Source organism: Myxococcus llanfairpwllgwyngyllgogerychwyrndrobwllllantysiliogogogochensis (genome assembly GCF_006636215.1).
Lineage (GTDB): Bacteria > Myxococcota > Myxococcia > Myxococcales > Myxococcaceae > Myxococcus > Myxococcus llanfairpwllgwyngyllgogerychwyrndrobwllllantysiliogogogochensis.
In genome coordinates this window covers 1-11,443 of record NZ_VIFM01000336.1, presented here as the reverse complement: position 1 = coordinate 11,443, position 11,443 = coordinate 1, and the positions used below count along the sequence as shown (strand labels likewise).

Here is an 11,443-nt window from a genome sequence, read left to right as displayed (position 1 = left end):
GCCCCCGGCCCCTCCGGCCGACAGTGCTCCTCCCGCGCGCGCACAGGGCACCTCGCGTCCCGCGAGCCCTCCAGAATCCCCCCGAGGCGGCAAGGCCATCGACCTCATGAGCGGCAAGCCCATGGACCTCGATGCCGCGTCCGTCCCCGAGACGCGCGTCATCTCCTGGGAAGCCCCGCCGGGACGCATGGACCCTGTGCGCCGCGTCCTCCGTGGCTCTCGCCCCGAGGGCACCTCGGCCGGTCCCGCGCCGGGCCGCACCTTCATCTCGAAGCCCCCCGCGCAATCCGAACGTCCCTCCGTGGGCGCCGCCGAGACGCGCGAGAACCCCATTGTCGTCCCCGAGCCCGCTCCACCAGCCGACACCGAGCCCGAGGTCTTCCGCCAGCTCCGCGAGCGCCCCCTCGACACCGTCTCCTACGCGAACCTCGCCGACTTCTTCGACACCCGAGGCGACGCCCCGCGCGCCGCCCTCATGCGCGAAATCGTCGAGGCCCTCGCCGGCCGCGACGTCCCCGTGTCTCGACTCCAGCGGCCCGCCCTCACCGCCGACGAGCGCGCGGGCCTGCGTCACCCCGGACTGCGGACCTCCTCGGGTGAACTGCTCGCGTGCTCGGGCATCGCCCTCTGTCGCCTCTTCCCCGCCCAGGGCCGCGCCGCCGACGCCTCCGAACCCCTGCGCGCCGTCGCCGGCCCGGGTGCTCCCGCCGTCCTCGACGCCCTGCACACCTCCGCGCGAGTGCTCGCGGTGAACCTGCCGGAGCTCGTGCTCGCCGAGGACGATGGTCCGCCCTTCACCGCCGTCCACACCGACAAGCCTCGCCTGCTCGTGGGCCGCGCCGTGATTCGCCAGGCCCTGCCCGCCGCCGAGCTGCGCTTCCACGCGGGCCGCGCCCTGCTGTCGCTGTCACCCGACCTGCTCGCCCTGCGCGCACTCAAGGGCGCCCAGCTCCTGCGCGCCCTGGCCCTGCTGTCCACCGTCCTCAAAAACCCGAAGGACTCCAGCGCGGACGCCCGGCTCGTGCGCGAAACGCTGTCCCCGCGCGCCCTGGAGCGCACCCTCGAGCTCCTGGATTCCGGCACCCGGGACTTCAACGCCTCGTCCCTCGCGGACGCCGCGCGAGACTCCGCCAACCGCGCGGGCCTGGTGGCCTGCGGTGGTGTGGGGCCGGCGGTGACGGTGATTCGCTCCCGTCGCTCGCAGGACTCGGAGCTGGTGGAGCTGCTGCGCTTCGCCGCGTCCGAGCGCTACCTCTCCCTGCGCGCTCCCCGCTGAAGCTCAGTTCATCTGCATGCGGATGGTGAGCGCCAGCATGCGGCTCTTCTCGCCACCCATCTCGTACCGGTACGCCAGGTCCAGACCGCCGCCCGTCTCGGTCATGAAGCCCAGGCCCGTGCTCAGCCGCGACGTGCGCGTGAAGCCGTCATACGAATAGCCCGCACGCAGCGGAACCTGCATCCCGAGGATGTACTCCAGGCCACCGCTGTACGTGAGCGTCGTCTTGTCGTTCGTCTCGAAGTCCGCGCGCACGTCACCGGCCACCGTCAACATCCCCGAGTTGATGCCGAGATGACCCGTGTAGTACCGCGTCAGCTCCACGTTGTTGGTGTTGATGAGGTTGTGCCCGGACACCCCGGCCACCAGCGACTGGGACAGCCGGAACAGCAGGCCCGTGTCAACTGTCACCGAGTTGGCATATCGGTCCATGCCACTCATCCGGAGGTAGCGCGCCGCGGCACCAATCAGGATGCCCGGGGTCAATGGAAACCCCACGCCCAGCGAGCTGAGATGGGCGGTGGTGCGAGCGCCGCCGCGTCCCAGGCTGACCCAGTGGTAATCCATGCCCATGGCCAGCTTGCTGGTGGCGCCGTCGATGACGGAGACGCCGAGCACGCCCTCCTTGATGCGGTGGTCCCAGGCCGCTGTCCCCTCGACGCGGTAGGCCGGATACAGGGCCATGGCGGCGGGGTTGCCCAGGATGGCCTCCGTGCCCAGGCCGAGGGCGCGGTAGGCGCCGCCCATGCCATAGGCGCGTGCGCTCATGACGTCCCTCAGGTCCTCCGAGGGCTGGGCCAGGGCGGCGGTGGAGACACACACGGCGAACAGCAGCACGACGGGGCGGAGCGACATGGGGCCATCATCCTAACCAGCTTGATGGGGTGGGTGGGCGCCAATAGATTCCCTGGCCCCATGTCCGCCAACGCACCGAAGGCAGAGCCCCTTATCCGTAAGTGTGTCATCCCGGCAGCCGGGCTGGGCACGCGCTTTCTTCCCGCCACGAAGTCCGTGCCCAAGGAGATGTTGCCCATCGTCGACACGCCCACCCTCCAGTACATCGTGGAGGAGGCGGTGTCCGCCGGCATCGAGGATGTCGTCCTCATCAATGGTCGCGGCAAGGGCGCCATCGAGGACCACTTCGACATCGCCTTCGAACTGGAGACCACGCTGCGCGCCCGGGGCAAGACGGCGGACGCGGACAAGCTGCGCGCCATCGCCGACCTGGTCCGGGTCGTCAGCATCCGCCAGAAGGAGCCCAAGGGCCTGGGCCACGCGGTGCTTTGCGCCAAGAGCGCCATCGGCAACGAGCCCTTCGGCGTGCTGCTGGGCGACGACATGATTGACGCCGAGGAGCCGGGCATCCGCCAGCTCGCTCGCGTGTTCCGCCAGCACAACCAGGCCGTCATCGCGCTGATGGAAGTGCCCGATGACGAGACGCACATGTACGGCATCGCCGCCGGCACGGACCTGGGTGACGGCGTCATCCGCATCGACCGCGTGGTGGAGAAGCCGAAGAAGGGCACCGCGCCCTCCAACCTCGCCGTCATCGGCCGCTATGTGCTGCCCCCGGAAATCTTCCCCATCCTGGAGAAGCAGACGCCGGGCGTGGGCGGGGAAATCCAGCTCACCGACGGCCTGGCCACGCTCCAGCAGTCGCACGGTCTGTTGGGGTACAAATTCAAGGGTCAGCGCTATGACGCGGGCGACAAGGTGGGATACCTGAAGGCGAACATCGCCTACGCCCTCAAGCGCCCCGAGCTGCGGGGCGGGTTGCTCGAGTACATGCGTGAGGTCGTGAAGACGGAGAAGCCGTGAAGCGCATCGTCGCACTCGTCGCAGTCCTGCTGTCCTTCACCGCTGCCGCCTACGTGCTGCCGGGAGGCTCCATCCTCCGGCGCATGGTGGGGGAGCGGGACGAACTGAAGCTCTCCGGGCTGCGAGTGGAAGGCTCGCTGAGCTTCAGTGGCCCCGGGGTGAAGGAGGCGGGCTCGGCGCTGGGCACCGCGACGGACCGTCCCGACGTACAGGGCGACGGCGTGCTGTACCTGCGCATGCCGGGCCGCTGCCGCTTCGAGGCCTCGGTGCCGGACGGCAACGCGCGCACCGCCGTGGTGCAGGTGGCGGGGCGTCGCCGACTGGAGGGCAATGACATCCCGTCGCTCTCCGTGCTCGTCGCGCAGGTGTGCCCGCTCTTCGCCGCGGGCGGTGGGCCGGTGCAGCAGCTCAAGGAGTCGGTGCAGCAGTACCTCCAGGGGCTGGGTGTCGACACGTCCCGCACGGGCCTGGCGCGCTTCAGTGGAGAGGTCGCGTACGTGCTCGGCGACCAGGCCGAGGGACGTCCCCAGTTCTGGGTGTACAAGGACTCCTTCCGCCCCGCGCGGCTGCGATACACGGACTCCGCCAAGGTCGCGTGGGACGTGCGCTTCCTGGACTACAACTCGCCCGCGGTGGGTGAGGCGATGCCGCGCAGCATCGAGGTGTGGCGCGGTGACCAGCGCGTCGTGCGCTTCACCGCGCTGAAGGGCGACACCCGGGCCACGGTGCCCGACAAGCTCTTCACGCCGTAGTCACACCGGAACACCGCCGACACTTCCGCCGGGGCGTTGACGCGTCACGGCGGTGGAGCGGCGGTGTTCACGGCGCGGACCTTCCTTCCTCATTCGCTTGCGACGTCAGGGGGCGCGATGAAGAGTCGCGCCGCCCGGCCGGGGCCTTCGCGGCCCTGGACGCCGACAGAGGGAGAATGCACATGAAGGTCTACGGCCATCCGATGAGCATCTGTACGCGCAAGGTCCTCACCACGTTGCTGGAGAAGGGTCATGAGGCGCAGTTCGTCCTCGTGGACCTGGGCAAGGGCGAACAGAAGCACCCCGCGCACCTGGCGCGCCATCCCTTCGGTGTCGTGCCCGCCTTCGAGGACGACGACGGCTTCGTCCTCTACGAGTCGCGCGCCATCATCCGCTATCTGGACCGCAAGCTGCCGGGGGCCTCGCTCACGCCATCCCAGCCGCATGCCTATGGGCTGATGGAGCAGTTCATCGGCGTGGAGCAGAGCTACTTCAGCCCCGCCGCCTTCAAGGTCATCTGGGAGCGCGTCTTCAAGCCGCACATGGGTGGCGGCGCGGCGGATGAGGCCCGGGTGCAGGAGGGCCGCGCGGGCGTGGACAAGGTGTTCGGCATCCTCGAGCCGATGCTGGCGAAGCAGCCCTATCTCGCGGGAGACAGCTTCTCGCTCGCGGACGTGTCGTGGATGCCGGAGCTGGAGTTCCTGGTCGCGGCCGGTGAGCAGGGACTGTTCGACAAGCACCCGAGCGTGGCCGCGTGGTGGAAGCGCATCGGCGGCCGGCCCTCGTGGAAGAAGGTCGCCCACGGATAGTCCTCGTCCGTGTTGGCGAGGGACAAGCCCGCACGCGCTCGTCGTGCGCGGGCCCGTGCTCCGACGGCCTACGCCGTGCGCGCCGTCTCCTCGGGCCCCATGCCGGAGCGCGCCTCCGGGGGACGCCACATGAACCACTGGGGCGGTCCTCCGTCGAAGCACGGCTCGGTGCGCTGCAGGTCGAAGCCGAAGCCCAGGTACCAGTCGCGGTTGGCCGCCTTGGCCGTCTCCAGGAAGCACGGCGCGCGCGTCTCCTCGGCCAGCGCCAGGCCCGCGCGCATCAAGCGCACGCCCAGCCCGCGTCCCTGATGCGCCGGGTCCACGGCGATGGTGGCCAGATACCAGTGGGTGGGCGTGTGCGGGTGGTAGCGCTCCAGCCTCGCCAGCGCCTGGAGCGCCAGCCGCGCGCGTCCCGGAAAGTGACGCAGGCCCGCCCAGACGGTGGGCAGGAAGCCCGCCTGTCTGCCGAGTGACAGGGGAAAAGCCCCCGGCCGCAGCCACGCGGCCACGCCCGTCAGCCGTCCGTCCTCGACGGTGGCATGCACCACGCCATGCTCCAGACAGTCGCGCACCGTGGCGACGTAGAAGGCCGAGGCCACCCGCGCTCGCTTCTCCGAGGGGCCCGGAAACAGCTCCGCGAGGAAGGGGTAGTCATCGAAGGCCCGTGCGCACAGCGGCCCCACCTGCTCCAGCAACTCCGGCCCGAGGTTCTGGACGCTCACCGTCATGATGGAGCAACTGTAGACCGACCCTGGGCATGCCCGCCCGTGTCGCGGACAATGACCCGCGCGAGTCGCGCCTCGCTGAACTCCGACCGAGGTCCTGCCGTCGGGCGCGCGCCGTCGAGCCGATGCCCATGTCTTCCTCCGACTCCCACTCCCGCGTCGCCATCCTCCCCGCCACGCTGGAGGACGGCGCACGGTTCGCCGCGCTCGAACGGGCCTCTGGTGAGCTGTTCCGTCAGCTCGACGACCTGGCCTGGATTGCCGACGACGACGTCATGGAGGAGGCCGACCACCGCCCGTTCATCCTGGCGCGCACGGTGTGGGTGGCCCGGGACGCGGAAGCGGGCGTCGTGGGCTTCCTCACCGCGCAGGCGGTGGGCTCCGCGCTGCATGTCTGGCAGATGGCGGTGCACCCCTCTCATCAGCGGCGGGGCCTGGGCCGCGCGTTGCTCCGGTCCGCCGCCGCGCATGCCCGCGAGGCGGGTCTGTCCACCGTCACCCTGACCACGTTCCGCGACGTGCCCTGGAACGAGCACTTCTATGTCGGGCTCGGGTTCACCCGCATTCCGGACGACGCACTGGATGACCGGCTCAAGGAAGTGTTGGAGCACGAAGCGAGGGCGGGCCTGCCGCGAGAGCGGCGCTGTGCGCTGTGGCTCGACCCGCGAGTGATGGTGGACTGAGGACTCGTGCGCCGCGCTGTCTGGACGCCTAGGTGCTCGCCTGCTCGGCGGCGCGAGGTCGCGGGGACTCGTTCTATGGTGGCCCGTGAGATGTGCGTTCGAACGTGGCAAGGGCGAGGACGGGCCATCCGGTGCTTGGGCGGAAGTAGAAGTCGGATGGGATTGATGTACGGCCTCCTGCTCGCGCTCGTGCTGGGCGGACCCGGAATCGCGTCCGCCGAGCCTCCTGCCCGGATGACGACGCTCCGGGATTTCCACCACACCGCGTGGACGCAGAAGGATGGAGCCCCCTCCGGAATCTGGGCCATGGCCCAGACGGTCGACGGCTGGCTGTGGCTGGGGACGGCGTCGGGCCTGTACCGCTTCGACGGTGTCCGGTTCGAACGTCAGGACGTGTTGCCCGTGGACAGCACCGCGTCGCGCTCCATCAGCGTGCTGCAAGCCACCACGAATGGGGACCTCTGGGTCGCCTACTCCTTCGGCGGCGCCAGTGTCCGCAAGGCGTCCGGGGAGATTCTCCATTTCTTCCCGGGAGGTTTGCCCCAGGGCTCGCCCGTGGAGTCCTTCGAGGAGGATGGGGACGGGCGTCCGTGGGCCATCACCCCTCAGGGGCTCTACGTCTTCGAGCAGGGCGCGTGGTCACCCGGGGACCTCGGCTGGGGGCTGGCCCGGATTTATTGGAACGCGCTCACGCGGGACCGGAGCGGCGGACTGTGGGTGACGGGCGACGGTGGCACGTACGTGCTTCGTCCGGGGGCTCGCCGCTTCGAGCGGGTGGAGACGCCTGGGCTCACCCTGTGGGGAATGTGGCTGGTTCATGACGGCACCTTCTGGAAGGCCGACGACCAGGGGTTCAGTCCCCTGCGCGGCCCGGGTCTGCCCGAGCCCTCGGGCTCCGCTCCCGTCAGTCCCTTCCAGGGGGCGACCTCCCAGGACACGCTGTTCGACCGGGACGGCGCCATGTGGCTGTGTGGCTGCGTCAATGCCGGCATCTGTCGCGACGCGAAGCCCTCCGCGGTTGGCAAACCGTTCCAGCGCCGGGTGGTGACGGGCGATGTCTTCGGCGCGAGAGACGGGCTCTCGTCCGACGCGGCGATGACGCTGCTCGAGGACCGCGAGGGCAACATCTGGGTGGGTTCCCAGTTGGGGCTGGACCGCTTCCGCCGGAACGATGTGACGGCTGTCCGCTTCCCCACCCACGTCAACTACTTCGCGCTCATCGCCGACCGCGACGGCGGGATGTGGACGGGCAGCGCGACGCGCCTGAAGACCCTGGACAAGTGGTGGCGGCTGGACGCCGAGCCGGTCCTGGTTCCCGGCATCGAAGGTGAAATCACCGCGACCGCGCTGGACACGGACGGCAGCCTCCTCCTGGGCGGCTCCGAGGGCTTCTGGCGCTTCAACCTGGGCCGCATCGAGTCCCTGTCCCGCCCCGAGAAGGAGCATGAGCAGCGCATCCAGGCCATCGTGCGCGACGCGGCGGGGAAGCTGTGGGTGTCGTTCCGTGCCTCGACGGTGTACCGGCTGGACGGCGACACGTGGACTCCGAAGGGCGGCATCGCGGCGCTCCCTGATTTGCCGCCTGCTCGCGCGGTGCTCGATGGCCAGGGGCGTGTCTGGTTCGGCTACAGCGCCAACCAGCTCGCCATCATGGAGGGCCCGAGGGTCCGCACGTTCACGGAAGCGCACGGCCTGCGCACGGGCACGGTGACCGCCATCCTCCCGGGGGAGACCACGCTGGTGGGCGGCGCGTTGGGGCTGGCCGCGTTCGATGGTGAGCGGTTCCAGCCGTTGCAGGCGACCCGGCCGGAGGCGCTGACGGGCATCACCGGCTTGCTGGAGACGAAGGACGGCACGCTGTGGCTCAACGGCCATGCGGGCGGCGTGCGCATCGCGGCGGAAGACCTGCGGCGGGCGCTGAAGGACTCGGCGTATCCGATGCCCGTCGAGCTCTTCGACATGAACGACGGCATGCCGGGCGGCGCGCAGCAGGTCCGTCCACTGCCCACCCTGGTGGAGGGTGGAGACGGCAGGCTCTGGTTCGCCGCCGCCAACGGATTGGGCTGGATTGACCCGAGCCACATCCAGCGCAACTCCGTGGCGCCTCCCGTCGTGATTCGCTCGGTGGCGACGGGGGATGCGACGTACGCGTCGGCGCCCACGCTCCATCTGCCGCCGCGCACGCGGGAGCTGCGCATCGCCTACAGCGCGTTGGCGTTGGGGATGCCGGAGCGCGTGGTGTTCCGCTATCGGCTCCACGGCGTGGATGACGGCTGGAAGGACGCGGGTCAGCGACGCGAGGCCACCTATACGAACCTGGGCCCCGGCCCGTATCGCTTCCAGGTGATGGCGGCCAACGAGGACGGCGTCTGGAACGAGCAGGGCGCCACGCTCGACTTCGAAATCGAGCCGACCTTCTTCCAGACGGGTGCGTTCATCGCGCTGTGTGTCCTGGGCACCCTGGTGGCCCTGTGGCTCCTGTATGCCTTGCGGCTGTGGCAGGTGACGCGGCGGCTGCGGATGCGACTGGAGGAACGGCACGCGGAGCGCGAGCGCATCGCCCGGGAGCTGCACGACACGCTGTTGCAAGGCATCCAGGCGCTCGTGCTCAACGTCCACGTGGTGACGTCGCGGTTGCCGGCGGGAGAGATGCGCCTTGGGCTCCAGAGCGCGTTGGACCGGGCGGACGACATGCTGACGGAGGGACGCGACAGGGTCAGCGCGTTGCGCGACACCCGTCAGGGCCAGGACGACCTGGCCGCGGCCTTCACGTCGCTGATGCGTGACTTCGACGAACGGGAAGGGCCCCAACTGCGCATGGTGGTCAAGGGCGCCGCGCGCACGCTGGAACCGCTGGTCGCCGATGAACTCTACCGCATCGGCCGCGAGGCCATTGGCAACGCCTTCGTGCATTCCCGCGCGCGCGAGGTGGAGGTCAGCCTGCTGTTCGAGCCCCCGGAGTTGCGGCTGTGCGTGCGCGATGACGGCAGTGGCATCGACTCCGCCACCCTGGACCAGGGTGGCCGGGCGGGCCACTGGGGCTTGCGCGGCATGAGGGAGCGGGCCGCGAAGGTGGGCGGTCGGCTGGACATCGTCAGCCGCGAAGGTGCCGGCACGGAAATCGTCGTCGCGGTGCGCGCGGACCGTGCCTACCTGCGCCACCCGCTGGAGGGCTGGCGTCGCCTGTTGCGCCCGTGGTCGGGCCGTCGCTGACGGACTTCGTTCGGAAGCGGTGCTTTGCGTTCGTCCTTCGCACGCCCGGGCGGGTGGCGTGCGAGCAGGCCTCCCCAGGGAGTGGCGCCGTGGCCTCGCGAGCCCCACGCACGGAGCCGTGGACCTGGGGGCCGGGCCATGTCAGACAGCCCTGGCACTGTGGTTCCCGGTAGCAGGACGGACGGGGCAGGGGCGGTGGTTGAAGGGAGTGCCATGGAGCAGCGACCCTTGTGGGAAGAGCCGACGGAGAGCGCGGCGGAGGCACCCTCCACCACGGGTTCCATGGCGGTGCGTACCTCGGGTGCGAGGCGTCGCCGGGAACTGTCCCAACCGGAACAGGCCGCTACAGTGCCGCCCGCAGTGAGCGAGAGTCCTCCCGTCCTGGCGTCCGTCGCCGTTGCTCGCCCCGTCCGGGGTGAATTCACGTACTCCGTGCCGGAGGCGCTCACGGGCCAGCTCGCGCCCGGGCAGCGCGTGCTGGTGCCCTTCGGCCGAGGCACCGCGCTGGGCTTCTACCTGGGGCCCGCGAACAAGCCCCTGGGGGAGAAGGTCCGGCTCAAGCCCATCCAGCGCGTGCTGGAGGACTCGCCCTCGTTGCCGAAGGACCTCATCGCGCTGTTGCGCTTCGCGGCCGAGCACTACCGCTATCCGCTGGGCGAGGTCATCCGCGGCGCCCTGCCTCCCGGGCTGTCGAAGCCCCTGGACGAGAAGGAAGCGAAGCCGGACGTGCAGCAGTTCGCGGTGGCGCTCGTGAGCGAGGTGCCGCCGGCGCTCGCTCGCGCGCATGCGCAGTCAGCGGTGCTCGCGTATCTGCTGGCCGTGGGGGGCAGTGCTCCGTTGGAGGAGGTGAGCCACGCCATCCCGGGCGCACGAGAACTCTTGAAGAGCCTGGCCAAGAAGGGGCTGGCTCGCATCGACGAGAAGAAGCTGGAGGCGGGGGTGAAGGAAGGCCTGATTCAGGGCCGGCCGGACCGCCTCACGCTGGAGCAGGACGCGGCGGGTGTCGAGCTGCGTGGGGCCCTGGACACAGGGGTGTTCCAGCCGTTCCTGCTCCACGGCGTCACGGGCAGCGGGAAGACGGAGGTGTACCTGCGCGCGGCGGAGCATGCGCTGTCGCTGGGCAAGGGCAGCCTCATCCTCGTGCCGGAAATCGCGCTGACGCCGCAGTTGGTGGGGCGCTTCCGCAGCCGCTTCGGCGCGGAGGTGGCGGTGCTGCACTCGGCGCTGAAGGACCGGGAGCGGCTGTTCCACTGGCAGGCGCTGCGCCGGGGCGACGTGAAGATTGCCGTCGGCGTGCGTTCGGCGGTGTTCGCTCCGGTGGAGAACCTGGGGCTCATCGTCGTGGACGAGGAGCATGACCCGTCCTTCAAGCAGGACGACAGCCTTCGCTACCAGGCGCGCGACCTGGCGGTGGTGCGCGGCAAGCAGGCCGGGGCGGTGGTGGTGCTGGGCTCGGCCACGCCGGCGCTGGAGACGCTGGAGAACGTGAAGCGCGGGCGCTACCGGCTCCTGGAGCTCAAGCGCCGCGTGGATGACCGGCCCATGCCCACCATCGAGCTGGTGGACCTGCGTCAGGAGCGGCCCCGCGAGGGCATGGTGACGGAGGAGGCGCCCATCCTGAGTCCGCCGCTGCTGGCGGCGATGGAGGAGACGCTGGGGCGAGGGCAGCAGGTCATCCTCTTCCTGAACCGCCGGGGGCACAGCACGGTGCTCCTGTGCGAGGTGTGTGGGCTGTCGCTCAAGTGCAGCGCGTGCGACGTGTGCCTCACGCATCACCGCTCCCAGAACCGGGTGGTGTGCCACTACTGCGGGCTGGCGATGCCGGTGCCGGAGCGGTGCCTGGAGTGCACGGGCCCCATGCTGAAGCTGGGCATCGGCACCGAGCGGGTGGAGGCGGAGGTGCTGGAGCGCATGCCCACGGCGCGGGTGGCGCGGTTGGACAGGGACTCGGCGACGAGCGCGGAGCGGCTGACGGAGATGCTCGCGTCGTTCGCCCGGCGGGAGCTGGACGTGCTGGTGGGCACGCAGATGGTGGCCAAGGGGCACGACTTCCCGGGCGTGACGCTGGTGTGTGTCGTCATGGCGGATACGTCCCTGGCGATTCCCGACTTTCGAGCCTCCGAGCGGACCTTCCACCTGTTGACCCAGGTGTCGGGGAGGGCGGGGC

Annotated in this window: 8 protein-coding genes and 1 pseudogene; 7 read left to right on the top strand and 2 right to left on the bottom strand. The window is 70.3% G+C overall.

The features are described from left to right. A pseudogene (locus FJV41_RS44175) lies at nucleotides 1–1,276 on the top strand (hypothetical protein); the annotation flags it as partial. 3 nt (nucleotides 1,277–1,279) lie between these two features. Here the strand turns inward: FJV41_RS44175 and FJV41_RS44170 are convergent. After that, nucleotides 1,280–2,131 (bottom strand): PorV/PorQ family protein, encoded by an 852-nt coding sequence (locus tag FJV41_RS44170; protein WP_141648657.1) that lies wholly within the window; start codon nucleotides 2,129–2,131, stop codon nucleotides 1,280–1,282. 60 nt (nucleotides 2,132–2,191) lie between these two features. Here FJV41_RS44170 and galU point away from each other — a divergent pair, with 60 nt between their 5' ends. The 3 genes from galU to FJV41_RS44155 all read left to right on the top strand — a co-directional run bounded on the left by galU (nucleotide 2,192) and on the right by FJV41_RS44155 (nucleotide 4,655). Then, a complete protein-coding gene (galU, locus tag FJV41_RS44165) occupies nucleotides 2,192–3,094 on the top strand; it encodes a UTP--glucose-1-phosphate uridylyltransferase GalU (RefSeq protein ID WP_141648656.1) in 903 nt (300 codons plus the stop codon). Then, complete coding sequence (locus FJV41_RS44160; RefSeq protein WP_141648655.1) at nucleotides 3,091–3,846, top strand: hypothetical protein; 756 nt, start codon at nucleotides 3,091–3,093, stop codon at nucleotides 3,844–3,846. The genes galU and FJV41_RS44160 overlap by 4 nt, the downstream gene beginning before the upstream one ends. Before the next feature lie 182 nt (nucleotides 3,847–4,028). Next, a complete protein-coding gene (locus tag FJV41_RS44155) occupies nucleotides 4,029–4,655 on the top strand; it encodes a glutathione S-transferase family protein (RefSeq protein ID WP_141648654.1) in 627 nt (208 codons plus the stop codon). Nucleotides 4,656–4,723: 68 nt separating this feature from the next. Here FJV41_RS44155 and FJV41_RS44150 read toward each other — a convergent pair whose 3' ends face one another. Next, nucleotides 4,724–5,383, bottom strand: coding sequence for a GNAT family N-acetyltransferase (locus FJV41_RS44150; protein ID WP_141648653.1), 660 nt, complete (start codon nucleotides 5,381–5,383; stop codon nucleotides 4,724–4,726). Between the two features lie 128 nt (nucleotides 5,384–5,511). Here FJV41_RS44150 and FJV41_RS44145 point away from each other — a divergent pair, with 128 nt between their 5' ends. The 3 genes from FJV41_RS44145 to priA all read left to right on the top strand — a co-directional run. Continuing rightward, nucleotides 5,512–6,063 carry a GNAT family N-acetyltransferase gene (locus tag FJV41_RS44145; RefSeq protein WP_141648652.1) on the top strand — a complete coding sequence of 184 codons (552 nt, stop codon included), beginning with the start codon at nucleotides 5,512–5,514 and terminating at the stop codon, nucleotides 6,061–6,063. 156 nt (nucleotides 6,064–6,219) lie between these two features. Next, entirely contained in the window at nucleotides 6,220–9,276 is a 3,057-nt protein-coding gene (locus FJV41_RS44140) for a sensor histidine kinase (RefSeq protein ID WP_181791363.1), read from the top strand. A 213-nt stretch (nucleotides 9,277–9,489) separates the two neighbouring features. Next, nucleotides 9,490–11,443 (top strand): replication restart helicase PriA (gene priA / locus FJV41_RS44135; protein ID WP_141648650.1); only part of this gene is annotated, 1,954 nt, incomplete at its 3' end.